This is a genomic window from Paraburkholderia atlantica, from assembly GCF_009362785.1.
GTDB lineage: Bacteria > Pseudomonadota > Gammaproteobacteria > Burkholderiales > Burkholderiaceae > Paraburkholderia > Paraburkholderia atlantica.
On record NZ_WHNQ01000071.1, the window covers coordinates 1 to 16302 of the forward strand.

The 16302-nt window shown below is 59.1% G+C and carries 13 protein-coding genes and 4 pseudogenes; 8 read left to right on the forward strand and 9 right to left on the reverse strand.

Annotated elements, in window-relative coordinates; all coding sequences use genetic code 11:
• Nucleotides 1–85: 85 nt before the first annotated feature.
• From tnpA to tnpC, 3 genes are all read left to right on the forward strand, one after another.
• Nucleotides 86–553 (forward strand): IS66-like element accessory protein TnpA, encoded by a 468-nt coding sequence (tnpA, locus tag GCT19_RS38550; protein ID WP_152854843.1) that lies wholly within the window; start codon nucleotides 86–88, stop codon nucleotides 551–553.
• The gene (tnpB, locus tag GCT19_RS38555) at nucleotides 553–906 is read left to right on the forward strand and encodes an IS66 family insertion sequence element accessory protein TnpB (protein ID WP_018438488.1); all 354 of its coding nucleotides are present in this window, start codon (nucleotides 553–555) and stop codon (nucleotides 904–906) included. The genes tnpA and tnpB overlap by 1 nt, the downstream gene beginning before the upstream one ends.
• Nucleotides 907–991: 85 nt before the next feature.
• Nucleotides 992–2575 carry an IS66 family transposase gene (gene tnpC / locus GCT19_RS38560; protein ID WP_018438489.1) on the forward strand — a complete coding sequence of 528 codons (1584 nt, stop codon included), beginning with the start codon at nucleotides 992–994 and terminating at the stop codon, nucleotides 2573–2575.
• Nucleotides 2576–2803: 228 nt separating this feature from the next.
• On the opposite strand, the pseudogene GCT19_RS38565 reads toward tnpC, so the two are convergent.
• Nucleotides 2804–4288, reverse strand: a pseudogene (locus GCT19_RS38565) (ISNCY family transposase).
• Between the two features lie 494 nt (nucleotides 4289–4782).
• Between GCT19_RS38565 and GCT19_RS38570 the strand changes: the two are divergent.
• From GCT19_RS38570 to GCT19_RS38580, 3 genes are all read left to right on the forward strand, one after another.
• On the forward strand, nucleotides 4783–5829 hold the full coding sequence (locus tag GCT19_RS38570; RefSeq protein ID WP_035491408.1) for a type IV toxin-antitoxin system AbiEi family antitoxin: 1047 nt from the start codon (nucleotides 4783–4785) through the stop codon (nucleotides 5827–5829).
• The gene (locus GCT19_RS38575) at nucleotides 5807–6748 is read left to right on the forward strand and encodes a nucleotidyl transferase AbiEii/AbiGii toxin family protein (RefSeq protein WP_176137940.1); all 942 of its coding nucleotides are present in this window, start codon (nucleotides 5807–5809) and stop codon (nucleotides 6746–6748) included. The genes GCT19_RS38570 and GCT19_RS38575 overlap by 23 nt, the downstream gene beginning before the upstream one ends.
• Before the next feature lie 609 nt (nucleotides 6749–7357).
• On the forward strand, nucleotides 7358–7999 hold the full coding sequence (locus GCT19_RS38580; protein WP_018435904.1) for a DUF2971 domain-containing protein: 642 nt from the start codon (nucleotides 7358–7360) through the stop codon (nucleotides 7997–7999).
• A 101-nt stretch (nucleotides 8000–8100) separates the two neighbouring features.
• Here the strand turns inward: GCT19_RS38580 and GCT19_RS43065 are convergent, their stop codons facing one another.
• The 5 genes and pseudogenes from GCT19_RS43065 to GCT19_RS38610 all read right to left on the reverse strand — a co-directional run bounded on the left by GCT19_RS43065 (nucleotide 8101) and on the right by GCT19_RS38610 (nucleotide 12469).
• Nucleotides 8101–8316, reverse strand: a complete 216-nt coding sequence (locus GCT19_RS43065) for a hypothetical protein (RefSeq protein ID WP_018435903.1) — start codon at nucleotides 8314–8316, stop codon at nucleotides 8101–8103.
• 191 nt (nucleotides 8317–8507) lie between these two features.
• Complete coding sequence (locus GCT19_RS38590) at nucleotides 8508–9386, reverse strand: AbiJ-NTD4 domain-containing protein (protein WP_018435902.1); 879 nt, start codon at nucleotides 9384–9386, stop codon at nucleotides 8508–8510.
• A gap of 38 nt (nucleotides 9387–9424) precedes the next feature.
• Nucleotides 9425–9802: a hypothetical protein gene (locus GCT19_RS38595; RefSeq protein WP_018435901.1), complete on the reverse strand. Its 378-nt coding sequence runs from the start codon at nucleotides 9800–9802 to the stop codon at nucleotides 9425–9427.
• A gap of 791 nt (nucleotides 9803–10593) precedes the next feature.
• Nucleotides 10594–10878 (reverse strand): annotated as a pseudogene (locus tag GCT19_RS38600) (HU family DNA-binding protein); the annotation flags it as partial.
• Nucleotides 10879–11443: 565 nt separating this feature from the next.
• Complete coding sequence (locus GCT19_RS38610; RefSeq protein ID WP_152854846.1) at nucleotides 11444–12469, reverse strand: IS110 family RNA-guided transposase; 1026 nt, start codon at nucleotides 12467–12469, stop codon at nucleotides 11444–11446.
• A 221-nt stretch (nucleotides 12470–12690) separates the two neighbouring features.
• Here GCT19_RS38610 and GCT19_RS38615 point away from each other — a divergent pair.
• Nucleotides 12691–13860, forward strand: a pseudogene (locus GCT19_RS38615) (IS4 family transposase).
• A gap of 49 nt (nucleotides 13861–13909) precedes the next feature.
• Here the strand turns inward: GCT19_RS38615 and GCT19_RS38620 are convergent.
• The gene (locus GCT19_RS38620) at nucleotides 13910–14254 is read right to left on the reverse strand and encodes a protease inhibitor I42 family protein (RefSeq protein WP_157646418.1); all 345 of its coding nucleotides are present in this window, start codon (nucleotides 14252–14254) and stop codon (nucleotides 13910–13912) included.
• A gap of 74 nt (nucleotides 14255–14328) precedes the next feature.
• The gene (locus GCT19_RS38625; protein WP_051106751.1) at nucleotides 14329–15123 is read right to left on the reverse strand and encodes a C1 family peptidase; all 795 of its coding nucleotides are present in this window, start codon (nucleotides 15121–15123) and stop codon (nucleotides 14329–14331) included.
• Between the two features lie 68 nt (nucleotides 15124–15191).
• On the opposite strand from GCT19_RS38625, the gene GCT19_RS38630 reads away from it, so the two are divergent.
• Complete coding sequence (locus GCT19_RS38630; RefSeq protein ID WP_026228778.1) at nucleotides 15192–15998, forward strand: IS5 family transposase; 807 nt, start codon at nucleotides 15192–15194, stop codon at nucleotides 15996–15998.
• Nucleotides 15999–16165: 167 nt separating this feature from the next.
• Here the strand turns inward: GCT19_RS38630 and GCT19_RS38635 are convergent.
• Nucleotides 16166–16302 (reverse strand): annotated as a pseudogene (locus tag GCT19_RS38635) (IS5/IS1182 family transposase); the annotation flags it as partial.

The following is a 16302-nucleotide window of genomic DNA, read 5'->3' on the forward strand; positions in this document are numbered from 1 at the left end:
GTAAGCGCTCGATTTCCCCCACCTAGCTTTTGCGTCTGGCAAGATCCACGATTGCGTCCGCAACCACAACTTGCGGACGCAATTTATGACCCAGGATGACCTTGCATTTTTGCCGTTGCGGGTGACCCGCGTTGGAGTGGGCGGCAAGCGCAGCTTCGATTCCATGGACAAGCGACGGCTGGTGGAGGCCTGCCTGCAGCCGGGTGCATCTTTGTCTGGGCTGGCGCTGAAGGCCGGGGTGAACGCCAACCAGCTGCATAAATGGGTTCGGCTGCATCGGCAGGCGGACATGCCCTTAAGCAACAACGACATGGCCGCTTCAGCGTCGGCGTTTGTGCCGGTCGTCGCGATCGCCAATCCCGCACCGGCGCCTGCCTCGATGCCGTCTGCAAGCGCGCCGCAACAACATCGGTCGTCGCATCTGTCTTCGCGCTCGCCGACATCGGCATGGCTATCGGCCCAGTTACCCAATGGCGTGAAGCTTGAGCTCGAATGCTCGGACCGCGACACCTCCCTCGTAAGCGCCATGATCGCGGCGTTGGGACGGTGCTGATGTTTCGCTTCGACGCTGATTTGCAGGTGTTCCTGCACCGCGAGCCGATCGACTTCCGCGCCGGCATCAACAGTCTGGTGACGCTGGTCGAGCAATCCATGCAACTGGACCCGTTTGCGCGCGCCGTATACGCCTTCCACAACCGCAGACGCAACCGGATCAAGCTGCTGTTTTACGAGCGCAACGGTTTCTGGCTGATGTTGCGGCGCCTCGAGGAAGATCACTTCATCTGGCCACGCCGGCAACAGGCGGTAATCGAGCTGACGACCGAGCAGCTACGCTGGCTGCTCGAGGGCATCGACATCGATGCAATGCACCGCCATCCGGCGCGGCGGTACCGCCACGCCAGCTAACGACCGGCATGCAGGTCAACACGCACGGGGACGGTTACAGATCTCCGTAAACCTGGAGCGCATTGCATTCGGCTATCCTGGGAGCATGAACGAAGATGACTTCTCCCGGTTGCCGCCCGCCGCCCAGGCCTATATCCGTGAACTGGAGTCACGCAACCGTCAGCTTGGCGAACGCATTGCCCAGCTGGAGGAACAGTTCCGCCTGGCGCAGAGCAAACGCTTCGCTCCGAGCAGTGAGAAGCTACGCGATCGAGTGTTCGACGAGGCTGAGCAGATAGCTGCGACCGAAGCGCATGACGAGGACGTCGCTGACGACACCTTCACACTGCCCGATTCTGGCTTGCCCGATGCGCCGGAACCTGTACGGCGCAGTCCTGGACGCAAACCGCTACCGGCACATCTGCCACGTCAGCGCATCGAATACGACCTGCCTGATGAGCAGAAGATATGTCCGTGCTGCGCACATGAGCTTCATCGTATGGGCGAGGAGATCAGCGAGCAGTTGCATATCGAGGCGAAGGCGTCGGTGTTGCAGCACGTGCGTTTCAAGTACGCATGTCGGCATTGCGAGCGCCACGCTGAACGCACGCCGGTGATCACTGCACCGATGCCGCCGCAGCCATTGCCGGGCAGCAACGCCAGTGCGGCGATGATCGCCACCGTGACTGCCGGCAAGTATGTTGACGGAACACCGCTATACCGGATGGCAAACGCATTGGGGCGCGCCGACATTGAAGTTGGACGCGGCACACTGGCGAACTGGATCATCCGGCCCGCCGAGCTGCACTATAGCCGGCTCTATGAGGCCCTACGCAGGACGCTGCTGGCACAGTCGTTGATTCACGGCGACGAGACAACGGTGCAGGTACTCAAGGAGCCGGGCCGTGCTGCGCAGAGCACCTCGTACATGTGGACGTACCGCAGTGCCGAAGACAGCACGCAGCCGGTCGTGCTGTTCGACTACCAGCCGGGGCGCGGGCAGGAATATCCGCAGGCGTTCCTCGCGGGCTATCAAGGCCTGCTGATGACGGATGGATATGCCGCCTGGCGCACGCTCGAAGGCCCCACCCACTTCGGCTGCCTGGCTCACGCCCGTCGCGCCTTCGTTGAAGCGCTCAAGGGGATGAAGAAACCGGGTGGCCGTGCCGCGCAGGCGCTGGAATACTTCAAGGCGCTCTATCAGGTCGAAACGCTCACCAAAGCCGATCTGCCCGAAGGCGAGACGCGCGCTGACTACGCATACCGCCTGCGTCAGCAGCACAGCGTGCCACTACTCGAAGCGTTCAGGAAGTGGCTGGACGACCAGGCGCCGCAAGTGCTGCCAGAAAGTCTGCTGGGCAAGGCGATTTCATACACGCGCAACCAGTGGACGTATCTGTGTCGCTACGTGAGCGACGGCCTGGCCCCCATTGACAATAACGTCATCGAGCGAGACATCCGTCCATTCTGTACCGGCAGAAATTCATGGCTGTTTAGTGACACCGTCGCTGGCGCGAAGGCAAGTGCCATGATCTACAGTCTCATGCTGACCTGCAGGGCTTGCAACGTCGAACCCTACGCCTACCTTGTGCACGTGCTCACCGAACTACCGAAGCGCGAACCGCATGCCGACGTGACTGACCTCTTACCGTTCAAATACGCGAAGCTCACAGAAACGGCAGCGCGTTGAGCTTGATCGGTCGCCACCTCACAAAACCTCGATCGATCGATTTGCTCTCGGAGACCCGCTCGCCTTCGCGCGTCTACGCGCGCTCAGTGTGCTAGATCGCGCGCTTACTGTCATGTCCATGTCCATGTCCATGTCCAATGTCAAAGCCATTCTGAAATGTCCGCTTACTGGCCACGTTCAAATGTCCGCTTTTAGGGGGTGGGAATCGGTCTCTCACCCGGTTTTTATTCACGCAGTGTCGACGGATGGCGTTTGAACTGGCAGGGCGCTTACGCCTGTTCCACCGTCCCTTGCAGACCGCCGGCCAGGTTTTCGAGATTGCGGTTGTGCCTGTCTTTGCCGGGCAAGATCCACGATCGTCTGTTCGACGTCAGCCTGCGTGAGCTCGCGTTGCTTCTTCTTGCCCGCCGAACGACTTTGGACTTTGGTTGGCGCGCCAAGATGTGTTCGGGAGGGTGCCTTGCCGATGCGCTGGTTATCGCGTTGTGCCTGAATTGCCTGAGAGACCTGAAGCACGTGGCCCAGTCGCTTGTGTTCGACGACCGCGGCCTGATCGATCTTGGTCAGCCGGTCGTACTGCCTGCACGGCAGAACACGACCGTCCACCCGGAGTTCGATACGCGCATCCGGGTACTCCCAGACTTCGATATATCGATCAATCAGCTTGCGATGTTCCGGCGTATCCTCCAGCAGGTACATGACCTTGTCGTATTGCACCGTCAGCGACTTTGTCACCTTGCGCGGCTCGCGCCAGGTGAGTACCAGATCAAGGCTTTCGTCAGCGCGAAGCGGCCAGTGTGCGTCGAAACTGCTCCTGGGCGGCTTGGCGAAACGCGCGTTATAGGCCGCCATGAAAGCAGGCGCGTATGCATTGGCCTGGGTGACCGTGCTGATGCCACGCAGCCGCAGTTCCTTCACGAGACGATCCTGCAGCGTCAGATGGGCGCGCTCGACGCGGCCTTTGGCCGGACTGCTGTTCGCGCAAAACGTGTCGATATTCAGTTCGTACATGGCACGGCCGAAGTGGGTCACGCTATTGCCATCCTTGTTCGCGCCCGTCTTGCGAAACACGCTGTACTTGTCGCTATACAGTGCGCCTGGTTTGCCGTGCTGCTCGATGTATGCTCGCGTCGCTTCAAAGTAGCTGAACGTCGATTCGGTCGCCGTGAAATGCAATGCCATCAGCCGGCTCGTCGCATCGTCGACATACACCAGCAGTGCGCACGCCGGCGCCCGATCCTCAAACCACCGATGATCGCAACCATCGATCTGGATCAGTTCGCCCAGACAGGCGCGACGAGCACGTGGCTGATAGATCTTCGGCGGACGTTAACGGCGCGGCACCCACAGCTGGGCATCCATCATCAATTGCCGGACCGTTTCCTTCGCCAGGCGGATGCCGTGGCATTCACGCAGCTTCTCGCAGGCCAGCGTCGGCCCGAAATCCGCGTAGCGATCCCGGATGATCGAGATGGCCCGATCGGCTGTCACAGCGTCCAGGCGGTTGTTGCTGGGCTTCGAGCGACGACGCGACACAAGCCCCGGCGCTCCGTGGTCACGCAGTCTGCCGACCAGTCTGCGGATCTGTCGTGTCGTCAGCCCGAGTCGCTCGGCCGCCCGCGACGGCTTGAGTTTGCCGTCCGTCACATCCTGAATGACCTTGAATCTGTCCAGCTCTCGCATCGTCATCGTTATCCGTTCTATTACTGCCATCGAAGCTCCCCGTGCCGGACAACCGGCGGCAGGACAGCTTACGCGGCGCAAAAGCGGACATTTGAACTTGGCAGAAGCGGACATTACTAAAACAATTATGTCAAATCGAGGCTGCGGACGACCACGGAAAGCGTCTAGCGTGGTCTTGCCAGCGGCCGCGCTCGCGTATTGGAAGCACAACCGCGAAGATCGCGTCTTGCCTGTCCTCGCTCTGGCCGAATGGGCCGTCGGCTTGCTTTTCGGCGCCCTCTTGGCCGGCGCCTGACACCTGTTCCCACAAGGCGCCAGCACTGGCGCCTCACGGTCACCTCCTTTTTGTACGTTTCTTCAAGACAGTTCGCTCTCAACGTACAGCACGACGGAAACGTACAATGGATTGCTTTGACCCCGTTAAAAGTCAGTATAGACGGTGCTTTGCCGATCCGTGTACGTTGTTTGAACTTCGTACGTTTTTAGCATACACTCAAGTAGTAACGTACAACGAGGACATTCTGATGGCAGCGACCTGGCTATCCGCTTCGGAGCAGACGGTGCTTGCCGAGGCATGCGCCGCCTTTAGCGACGCCACGCAACGCTTTCGGGCTGAGGCCCGCCCGCAGCTAACCAACCGACTGGCCCCGACGATCCATTTCTCCACTTCTGGCAAGCAGTTCGATATGCCCGTGGTGGTGGTTCCAAATGCCGGTTCTCACACAGCCGCTGCGGTCCAAAACCGACACCAAGGCGGACGCTGGCAAGGTACCGACCGCCCACTGATGCTGGTCACGTACTACGTCAGCGCGAAGCTGGCGGAGAACCTCATTGCCGCGCGCATACCGTTTCTGGACACCGCGGGTAACGTCTACCTTGACGAGCCCGAGGCAACGGTCATGATCACGGGCCGTGACAAGCCGGCGCTCAGGCACTCGGACACGACCTCGCGCTCGACGACCAACAAGGGGCTGCGAGTATCGTTCGCGCTCGCGACCCAGCCGGGCCTTGTTGACCAGCCCTACCGTGCGATTGCTGACATGTCTGGCGTTGCGCTGAACACGGTCAACCTCGCGGTAGACGATCTCATGGCGCGCAAGCTTCTCGTGAAGAAGAACGGCGCACGCGTGATCGCTGATCGGCGCAAATTCATCAGGGATTGGGCAACCCTGTACCCAACAGGACTGCGCCCGAAGCTGGGCGCCCGACGCTACGCAAGCGCCATGGATATCAGCTGGTGGAAGACCGCGCCGCTGAAGGACTTCAATGCCCTCCTCGGTGGCGAGTGTGCAGCCGAGGCGCTCACCCACGAGAACAAGCCCGTGTCGGTAACGCTCTACGCGCATGGCGGCGCCACAAATGCACTGATGAAGGCAGGCCGCCTTCGTCCGGATGAAAACGGCGATATTGAAATCGTCGAGTCATTCTGGCCAGAACATGCCGAAGCGAGCTGGGACGCCCCGGCAGGCATCGTGCCCATTCTCCTCGTGTACGCCGACATGATCGCCTCGGGCGACAGCCGGAACCATTCCGTAGCCGACATCCTGTATGACAACTTCCTCGATCGCTAAGATCCCTGCCGACAGGCCTGTCGATCCTCTTTCCATCCCTTTGCTCGCTGCGGTCAAGGCCGCATGCGAGCGCTTGGGCACGCGTTTTGTGCTGGCGGGCGCCACGGCGCGCGACATCCAGTTTCTTCACCTTCACGGCGTGAAGGCGCCGACGGCCACGCGCGACGTGGACGTGGCGGTCTGCGCGGTCAGTTGGGAGTTTCACGAGCGGCTGATCGGCGAGCTACTGGCGACCGGCGAATTCACGCGCGACACGAAGGCGCAGCAGAAACTGATTTTCAGGCGAGAGGGCGAAAAGTTCGGCGTGCAGCTCGATCTCGTGCCGTTCGGGCCGCTCGAAGCGCCGCCCGGTGAAATCGCGTGGCCACCCAAGGGCGACATCATCATGAACGTCCTCGGCTTCCAGGAAGCGGTCGATACCGCGCAGGAGGTCGATATCGGTGATGGCGTCGTAGTGCCGGTCGTCACGGTCCCAGCCTTCGTGCTGCTCAAACTCATGGCCTGGCAGGACCGGCGCGCGAAGAAAAGCACCGACGCGTCCGACCTGCTTTTCGTGCTTCGTCAGTACGGGAACGCTGGAAACGGAGGACGCCTCTACGAAGACGGGTTCGATCTTCTGGAAGCGGCCGAATACAACGTCGAAATCGCGGCTGCTGGTCTGCTCGGTCGCGATGCACGGCAGGTAGCGTACGCGGACACACGCGAGGCTGTCCTGGACATCCTGCGCACGCCCGAGAAGCTGGCATTACTCAGGCAGGATCTGCTCGCGCGCGCGGCAACGCTCATATTCGGCCAGTTCGTGGACGACTCCGACGCGCTGCTCGACGCCTTTGCGGCGCAGTTTGTGATCGACCGGGCAGACGGCACGCCCGCCGACGCGGGCGCCGAGGAGGCGCCAGACGCGGGCGCGCCGAGCTAGGCGGCGTCCGCGACCGGGGCGGCGCCTACCGGCGCCGTCAATCGATCGACTGCAGGTCGCGGCCAGAACACGGTATGGGCGTGAGCGTGATCTGCTGCGCTTGTTAGGGCAGTTGCGGACCGAGCCGCGCGACTCGCTGCGGATGATCGACGATGCAGCCTTGATGGTCGGATGCAACCGTGCAACGGCGCGCGCCGTGATGTCTTCATCGTCGGCCAGTAGCGACTCAAGGACCTCGCGCATTTGCTCGTCGCTAGCGTCACTAACTGACGGCCAATGGAGGCCCGTCACCTGAGCCCAAACCCATATCGATTCGACTTGAACACTGCCATAAAATGCGAAAAAGTGACCTTTTGGCTGAGTTGTGTCCACATGAACGTCAGAGGATGAACCGGGACAGCAGCTATCCTCGGTTCTTGTACAAATACCGTCGGACAACGGTTCAGCATCTCGAGCCGCTATTGCTGGAGTCGACTTTCTATTTGTCGTCGCGCGAGCAGTTCAACGATCCGTTTGACGCTCAATGCATCGTTACGGTCAATGGCAATTTGAGAGAGAGCCGCTCGGCTAAAGTCAATGAAACGAAACGCTCGAGCGGGAGGCGCTAACATGAGTCTCGGCGTGAAGCATCGCCGCGATTTGCATCGAGATATGCTCGACCGCGAGCGAGCGCAACTACGGACTCAACGCGCCTACGACAAAAATGCCAACGAGTACGGCATCTACTCAATGGCCGAAACTCCGCGCAGTCTGCTGATGTGGGCTCATTACGCCGAAAGCCACACCGGCGTCTGCTTGGGTTTCTACGTTCCCGCCGATCCCGACGTGTTTGTTCATGCCTTACCGGTTTGTTACAGCGACTCATATCCGACGATTGAATGGACGGACTTCGATCGATCGAACGCGATCCAGTCCTTACTTTCCAAAAGCAAAGAATGGGAATACGAGCAGGAGTGCCGAATATTGCAAGCGCACAGCGCCCGCCAAAAGCTTCCGTTCGCCCAAGCTGCGCTGGCCACGATCATCTTTGGAGCTCGTTGCTCGGACGAAAGTGAACATCTTGTAATGGACCTCTTGAAACGGCGGCAAGACGCAGGGCATTCGATGCCCTTCCTAATGCGGGCGCACCTCGCACCCCAGAAATATTCCGTTGGCGTCTTCCCGTTGCACGCCCGGCCCCCTTCCCTGTGGAAGGGTCGACCGGCCTCGATTCGACGCACGAGACGATACGACGTCGTCCACGGAACCTGATGCGGGGCGGCGCTGCCGATTTTGAGTTCGTCCGAGCACTCCCGCGCAATCCCTGAGTGGTCGCCGCTGGCGGACAACACGTTATTTCGAGTCAGTCTCGGCTATGGCTTTTGTGACGGCAGGCTCGAATCGCCGATCGCTACGACGAGCCGAGCGGCAGCGCCTCCAAGGATGGCTTCCAGCGGTGCCGCGGCCGTGCTGTCGGCCATCGAAAGTGCCACTTCTACATTGTCAGCGATCGTTGTCAGATTGGCCGTTTTCCTGTCGATTTCGCCGAACGTGCTGATCGCGCTCTCCTGATGCTGGTGCGCAAGCATCAGGCAGTCAGGCCGCCCATTGAATGGCCGACTAGATGGAAACGGTCGCATCCGGCGCGCTCGAGCACGGCGAGCGCTGTATTAGGTCCGTCGGCGGAGGATCATCTTCCCCGTCGTACGAGGCGAAATCCTGTGGCTCAAGGATGGTGCGGACTGCGCGGAAATCTTAGGGGCAGCTTTATGGTCATGCCTTACCCGCCTCGACCGCTTTGCTTTAGGAGAAGGCGGATCAGAGCGAACATGCGATGGAAAAGGTAATCGACTTGGGCCGTATTGCCGATCGGCACCTTGTCGGTCTCAGTATGCCGGATCATAAATTTGTTACCGATCTCCGTGAGCTCGCTGGCCTCTTTCTCCAGCCGGGCGCGGAAGTTTTCTTCGCTGGCGGCCTTGTCCAACAGGATTTTTGTGGTCTGCTTTTTATCCTTGCCGGGCTCCAGAGTTTTCAGACGCTCCCAAGCGTCCCACAACTTTTCCAGCGATTCTTGCCGTACCTGTGGCGAACGGTTGAGAAATTTTTCGCGCGCCAGCTCAAGCAGCCCGTCCAACGCCTGGTCGCCCGTTCTGAATGTGGCCCGGGCTAGCGCTTCATGCAGGACCGCTGGCGCCAAGCGGACGACTTCCCCGTGCTGCAGCTCAAATGCGAGACCGTTCCGTTCAAAGATACGGTTGACGTCGTGAGCAAACTTCTCGCGGCCGGCATCCTGGTTGTAGCTGTAATGGGAGTGTGCAAAGTAGCTGTGGAAATCGCCGGCCTCAGGTGCGGCCACGCACTCATAGGAGAATTCCAGGAGATCGAACACCTGACTGTCGGAAGGCGGTTGGTCTGGATCGAATCGATCAAGCGGCGATATTAGGTGGTAGCCCTTCATCATCGCCTGCAACTTATCGAGGTCGGTGCCGGCGTTGCCGCGCCCGTCAGGGCAGTTAGAAGGAAAAGACAATCCGAACCATTCTTCGTCGACTCTGCTACGAATGAGCATGATCAGGGCCTCGATCGTCCCAGTGTCCAAGGTTTCCGCAGTGCGCGGTCGCGCGAGCCCATGACGCTCGGAGAATAGTTTCTTCATTTGCTTTCAGTTGCCTGCATTCATATTCATGACAAATTTTATCCAACTATCGGCGGCAAGGATTTGACGAACTGAAGGGTCAAGGAGTCATGCGCTTGATCATCCTCCCAGCTCATCGTTAGCCAGTGAACTGCTTGCGGGTGAACTATGCTGATCCGCCCTGGGCGATACTTCGCTCCGGCTAGAAACTCGTATCGCTCATGGTTACGCTGGTCAAGCAGCAGGATGAAGATGAGTCCCAGGATGCTGAGCTGAAGACCCACAATTTCCTCATTGTCATTCACTAGGGGCGAGAGCTGAAAGCGTGAATGATTCACCATGTGATCGCCCGCATTCATAACGCAATAAAGGCCGGCGCCATCCGGCCATTCGCCAGAATCATCAAGCATCCCTATCAGATGCTTGATCGTGGGCAAAGGCTCCGGATAATTTGTGATTATCCTTTGCGAGATTCCCAGACACAGCCATAGCTTTCGCCGTCTTTAACAGCCAGCGCTCGATGTCGTGTCCTGAAACCAAAGCATGACCGACGCCTGAATCCGACTCAAGGAAGTTTTTTAGAGAAAGAAAAAGTATCGCGCTGCGTCGTCGAGCGGGCTTAACGCACTATTGTGCTTCGAGCAAAGGCAATTTGCTCGCAAAGCGCGCACGGGTAATATCTTCTCCTGACCGATTGCCAACCAAGGCACGCCCGAGATGGAAAACCCGCCGTCGCCCTTCAAAATCTCAATGACGCTCTCTGATATAAGATGTTCGCCTGATATTGGGCCAACACAAGAGTTCAGCCCTTTCATATAACATCGGTCAAAGGCTGACCCAGCGGGCAACAGACGTAGCCCGACTGCGCACGGGCATCGGTGCCAATCTTCACCATTGAAGCAGCAGTCTCGTCCAGACTTCGGCCCACCACACGGACACGGCCTGCGCAAAACTGCTCGCCTTTCTCGCCTTGCATCACCCATGAAGATCCCCCGCGTCGCTAGGTGCCATTCTAGCGGTCTAGCACATGCTTTCGAGCCTCCCTCCTTGTGCCTGAGGGGACAGGCAAACATCCCTCGCGGAGACCTTAATGGGTTTTTTGTTCTTTGGGCTCAGAAAGGCCTGCTTTGTTCAGAGCCTCGATCAAATACAACATGTACCCACTTGGTTTCTCAGTACCTCGTCGTAAAGCCTGGCAAGAGCTCCCATCAGAGACCAAGCGACGATATCAAGCCCGGTTCACTGCATCCTTGAATGCCTTGCCCGCCGTGAATTTCACGGTTTTCGCTGCCGCGATCTGGATCTCGGCGCCTGTTGCGGGGTTCCGGCCCACCCGCGCCGTACGGGCCCGCGTGGAAAACGACCCAAACCCGATCAGCTGCACGGTGTCGCCCTGCGTGAGCGCGCTGGTGAGGGTGCCGAGCAGCGCATCGAGCGTTTCGGCGGTCTCCGCCTTGGTGGTGCCCGTCTTCGCGGCGACAGCATCGATCAGTTCCTGCTTGTTCATTGTATTTCCTGAAGAGGTGGGGAAGTGAAGCCGTCACCCTACCCGATCCGCGGGCGTCCGGGCAACCGGCGCGGACCGGAACGAAACGGAGAGGTTTTCGCGATCGGCGCCCGTGCGTGACCACATTGTGGCCAACCGCTTGCGCGCTTGCGCCCGGGTTCGATGGATGACTGCGGCGAGACAGACAGCCGACGCCGCTCTCCTGGAAGATGCGACACCGGGCTCGCATCGCACCGGTTTCGCCCTTTCGGGGCGTCGCCGGCCCCCCACAGCCGGCTACCGTGCCCGGGAAATCAGCAAAGTAACGCTTGCACAACTAAATCTATGGTCCGCCCCAGATTTGCAACCCCTGGCGCTTGATGTCATGTTGGCTTGCTCAAATCTATCCGGCGTCGTTGTGGGGACTGCTCCCCGCGCCACGATGAAGTTCGCGCCCACGATCCCCATAAAGTTGAGCGGCTTCAGGAGCCTCTTTAGTTGCCGGGGTGTTCCGCAGGCCGGTGTGCCGTTCACGTCATCAGGTTCCAGTCGTCGCAAAAGCAGAGAGGTTGATGGGTAAGTCTATGCAAGTTCAAGCTTTCGCTGTCGCAGGTCCCGGATCAAAGGTGGTATGACGGGCAACGATCGCCCAGGCGGTGCGAGCCAGCTTGTTGGCCAGCGCGCACGCCACCACGTTCGAGTGGCATCGCGTCAGAAGCGTACGGGTCCAGTCCGCGAGGTGGCCGTTTCGCTTTTCCAGACATCGCATGTAGGCTCGGGCGCACTGGACGAGAAGGCTTCGGATGTGCTTGTCGCCGCGTCGGCTGATTCCGAGAAGGTTGGATCTGCCGCCCGTACTGTACTGGCGGGGAACAAGTCCAAGCGACGCGGCGAAATCACGACTGCATCTGAACTGCTTGCCATCGCCCATTTCTGAGGCAAGCACGCTTGCAGTGATCGGCCCGATACCGGGAATGCTCATGAGTCGTTGTCCGACGTCGTCATCGGCGAGCTGTCGTGCCAGATCTCGATCGATCTCGCTGATCTGCTGCTGCAGGTACTTGAAGTGCTCGTGTAGCCGCTGAAGGATCGCGACAAGCCGGGGCGGCAGGGAATGGAAGCTGAGGAGTTCCGGCAGTCGCACAACGCCGGTCTTGCCGACCGGCAGGCTGACGCCGAACTCGAGCAGGAAGCCATGCATCTGGTTGATCGTTCTCGTTCGATCCCTCACCATCGATTCACGAACGCGGTGTAGCACCGAGAGGGTTTGCTGCGACTCGGTCTTTGGCGTAACAAACCGCATGGCGGGACGCGATGCAGCTTCGCAGATCGCTTCGGCATCGACGAAGTCGTTCTTGTTTGACTTCACGAACGGTCGCACGAATTGCGGAGAAATCAGCTTGACTTCATGGCCGAACGTGGCCAGCTTGCGTGCCATAAAGTGAGCGCCGGCACACGCTTCCATGACGATGGTGCAGGTCGCGCACGTTGCGAAGAACTCGATCAGTTGTTTGCGCCCGAGCTTTCTCCGAAATACCGCCTTGCCCTTGCTATCTTGACCGTGGACGTGAAAGCTATGCTTGCCTAGATCGATTCCAACGAGCGTCGCATGATCCATGATGGTCTCCCGTTACGAGTGAGCGCTCCTAGGGTAACCTGCCTGGTGAGGCGGGGCGGACCATCTCATTAGTTGTTAACAGTAGTGTCCGGTTTATTTGAGGTCGACAGGCTGGAGGGCGCCTGCTGACGCGGGGTTTGAAGATTTCGAGGGTATCCACGATTTGAATTTCGAAAGCAGCATTTGCGATCCTTTCGGGTTTCGACGACCCGGGGTAGCGCATGAACGTGGGCAAGACGCTGTTTGCGCAAGTTATGGAGTTTGTGCCTTGGAAGACGTTTGGCCGCATCATCGATCGACATCGCGGCGACGCGGGTGTGCGCACGCTGGGTTGCGCGGATCTGTTTCGCATCATGGCCTTCGCGCAGCTGACCTGGCGCGAATCGCTGCGCGACATCGAGGCCTGCCTCGCTGCGAATCAGAGCAAGCTGTTTCATATGGGTTTGAAGAACGTGCCGGCACGCTCCACCTTGTCGGACGCGTTGAACCTGCGAGACTGGCGTATCTATCATGCGCTGGCAATGCGGCTTATCACCCGTGCCCGTGCGCTCTACGCGACCGAGTCGCTGGACATCGACCTCGATGCGACGGTCTATGCGCTCGATGCCACGACGATCGACCTGTGCCTGTCCTTGTTCCAGTGGGCGCCGTTTCGCACGACCAAGGCTGCAGTGAAGATGCATACGCTGCTGGATTTGCGTGGCGCAATTCCCGCGTTCATCCACATCAGCGACGGCAAGATGCACGAGGTGGGCGTGCTTGATTTCCTGCCCATAGAAGCCGGTGCGTTTTACGTCATGGATCGCGGCTATCTCGACTTCGCACGACTTTTCAAGCTGCATCAGGCGGGTGCTTTCTTTGTTACGCGCGCCAAGAGCAACATGAACGCGCGCCGCGTCTACTCGACCGCCACCGACCGGAGCACGGGTGTGATCTGCGATCAGAGTATTGCTCTGAACGGTTTCCGCGCTTCGCAGGACTACCCCGAACGTTTGCGGCGCATCCGTTTCAAGGATCCGGAATGGCAAGAACCTGATCTTCCTGACCAACAACACGACGATGCCGCCCTTGACCATCGCCGCGCTGTACAAGAACCGTTGGCAGGTCGAACTGTTCTTCAAGTGGATCAAACAGCACCTGCGCATCAAGCGATTCCTTGGCACAAGCGAGAACGCCGTGAAGACGCAAATCTGGTGTGCGGTCTCCACCTACGTACTGATCGCAATTGTCAAAAAGGAGCGCTTCAACTCGATGCCTCGCTCTACACATTGCTACAGATTCTTTCGGTCTCCGTGTTCGAGAAAACCGAGATTTCATGCGCCTTGAGGCCTGATCTACAGGCGCCAGAAATGACGCAATCCGCTAACCAGCTGAATCTATTCGAAATTTAACCGGACACTACTGATGGCGGCAGTATCTTCAGCGTGACCGCGAAACGCTTCAGAATGGCGCGGTCGCCCTCCCAGGGCGCCACAATTTAAGCTTGAGATAAGTCGTACCTGGTGCCATAACATGGAAAGTCCAGTGTGCTTTGCCGCCGCTTCCAACCGCTTCCGAACCGCCGATATAGTCGCTCTCCTGCAGTTCCACGAGGCCGGTGTCCAATCCATCGATCGCCCAGCGATAGCCGGTCGTCGCATTTTCAGACAGATACAGCACGAACGTCTCGCCCGCACCTAGCTCCACGGTCGTGCCGTTGTCGGCTTCCGTTATCGTCCGGCTATCGTTATGTCTCAAAGCTTTCGCACCTTCAATAGGAGTACAAGCAAGCAAGACCAAACCCAAGATGGCAAGGCGCCATCTCAATGTCGCCGCGCGCGGCGGAATGCGTAATCGGAGCCAGCCACCAATACATGGACTCATACCGTGATGCCATAACTCTCGTTAAAGAACCCTGCATTGATATATGCCTCGCTCGCGTAAGCAAAACCTTTGTCCCCCCAGGAGTCGCCCCAGCTGTTCCGAATAATGAAACGGTGGTCCTGCGTATAACCCACAACGCACGCCGCATGTCCGCCGCCGACCGTACTGGGCTGGAACGCGTCGAGGTTCCCGTTCGTCGTGGTTGCATTGTCCCACGTGGCATCGACGTTAACGCCGACCAGGATCGGACCGTGCGACGCAAGCCATACCCGCCAACGATTCAGATCTTTTCCCAAATTAAAGTACGCGGATAAGCGTCGTGTCGCGGCAGTGGCGTAAAATTTTTCCTCACCATCCGTATACATCAAGGTGTTGATGTGAAAAGGCAATAGCTCATTGGTTACCACACCATAATTGCGGCAAATCTCCATCGCTGCTTTCAGACTCGTTCCCGCTTCCTCTATGAAGGATTCTGGTCGCGCGACAAATTCATCGGACTCCTTCGATGCCATCCATGTATAGCGTGGTGACAGCAATTCGTTCTGCCCCAACTTGCCAGCCTTGACCAGGTGATAGCGCATCACGCCGTCCGTCGACCCCCATCCAACGCAGGAGCCCGTCGCCTGCTGATCACCGATCGCCCACCAAGGGGCGCGGAGATCGTAACTGGACGGTAATGCTGCTACTGCTCCTACTGCTTCAGCTTCGATCGCATGCTCAAATCGCCAGTCGCGTTCTGTGCCTTTAGAGGGCACAAGATTGCAAATGCGGCGAATCACTTTACCGTTCATGTTGTTTGCTCCTTTCTCTTAGCTAGAAGGTGTTAGGCACTTTCGGCCAGACCTGGTAACCTGGCGGAATGAAAAAACGCAGGCCTTACCCAACGGATGTATCGGATGAAGAGTGGTACTTCGCCGCTCCATACCTGACCTTGATGAGCAAAGACGCACCGCAGCGCCGCTACGAACTGCGCGAGATGTTCAACGCGCTGCGCTGGATCGTGCGCGCGGGTGCACCGTGGCGGTTGTTGCCCAACGACTTTCCGCCGTGGGAGATGGTCTACCAGCAAACGCAACGCTGGATTCAGGCAGGCTGTTTCGAGGCCATGGTGAGCGACCTGCGTTCGATCATCCGGGTCGCGCAGGAACGCCGTGGTCGACCCGGCGCCGTCATTCTCGACGGGCGTACGCTGCAGTCGACCTGCGAGAGTGGGTCTCGAGCCGGTTACGACGGCTACAAACGCAAGCGCGGCAGCAAGGTCCACATGGCGGTTGATACCTTGGGGCAGTTGCTTGCGGTGCATGTGACACCGGCCAATGAGCAGGAGCGCGCGCAGGTCGGTGAACTGGCGCGTCAGGTTCAGCAGGCCACGGGCCGCACGGTCAAGGGGGCGTTTGCGGAGCAGGGATATACCGGCGAAGAGCCTGCGCAGGCGGCACTCGATGAGGGTATTAAACTGCAGGTGATCAAGCTGCCGGAGGCGAAAAAGGGCTTCGTGCTGTTGCCGCGCCGCTGCGTGGTCGAGCGCAGCTTCGGCTGGCTCAACCGCTTCCGCAGACTGGCCAGAGACTACGAGCGGTTGCCCGAAACCCTGGCTGGATTGCACTTCGTCGTATTCTCCGTGCTTATGCTTGTCCACTTTGCATCCCTTAACAAAAGTGCCTAACACCCTCTAGCAGGCTGTTGAAAAGCGCCCCGTCATGACGACCGAAGCTACGTTCAGGAGACTTGCGCGTGCAATTTCCCGCTGAATTACCGGTTTGCCGCGCGATCCGCGTGGGGCATGCGCACGCATGCAGCCCTGCTGGCGCGCAGTCTTCACGCCGTGACGGCTCATCGCGCCGCTCCTTGCGGCACCACCCCTGGCATTCGGGCCATGCGGGTCAGATTGCTCGCAACCATCGTCAGCTTGAAGTGCTGGTCGACGCGCTTGATACCGCGATAGACCGTCTGCCGGATCCGACCGACCG

Coding starts and splice junctions, on each gene's coding strand:
- tnpB (WP_018438488.1), top strand. CDS start 553: ATGTTTCGCTTCGACGCTGATTTGCAGGTGTTCCTGCACCGCGAGCCG.
- GCT19_RS38590 (WP_018435902.1), bottom strand. CDS start 9,386: ATGAAGAAACTATTCTCCGAGCGTCATGGGCTCGCGCGACCGCGCACT.
- GCT19_RS38625 (WP_051106751.1), bottom strand. CDS start 15,123: ATGAACGGTAAAGTGATTCGCCGCATTTGCAATCTTGTGCCCTCTAAA.
- GCT19_RS38575 (WP_176137940.1), top strand. CDS start 5,807: ATGACAACTTCCTCGATCGCTAAGATCCCTGCCGACAGGCCTGTCGAT.
- GCT19_RS38570 (WP_035491408.1), top strand. CDS start 4,783: ATGGCAGCGACCTGGCTATCCGCTTCGGAGCAGACGGTGCTTGCCGAG.
- tnpC (WP_018438489.1), top strand. CDS start 992: ATGAACGAAGATGACTTCTCCCGGTTGCCGCCCGCCGCCCAGGCCTAT.
- GCT19_RS38580 (WP_018435904.1), top strand. CDS start 7,358: ATGAGTCTCGGCGTGAAGCATCGCCGCGATTTGCATCGAGATATGCTC.
- tnpA (WP_152854843.1), top strand. CDS start 86: ATGACCCAGGATGACCTTGCATTTTTGCCGTTGCGGGTGACCCGCGTT.
- GCT19_RS38630 (WP_026228778.1), top strand. CDS start 15,192: ATGAAAAAACGCAGGCCTTACCCAACGGATGTATCGGATGAAGAGTGG.
- GCT19_RS38610 (WP_152854846.1), bottom strand. CDS start 12,469: ATGGATCATGCGACGCTCGTTGGAATCGATCTAGGCAAGCATAGCTTT.
- GCT19_RS43065 (WP_018435903.1), bottom strand. CDS start 8,316: ATGCTTGCGCACCAGCATCAGGAGAGCGCGATCAGCACGTTCGGCGAA.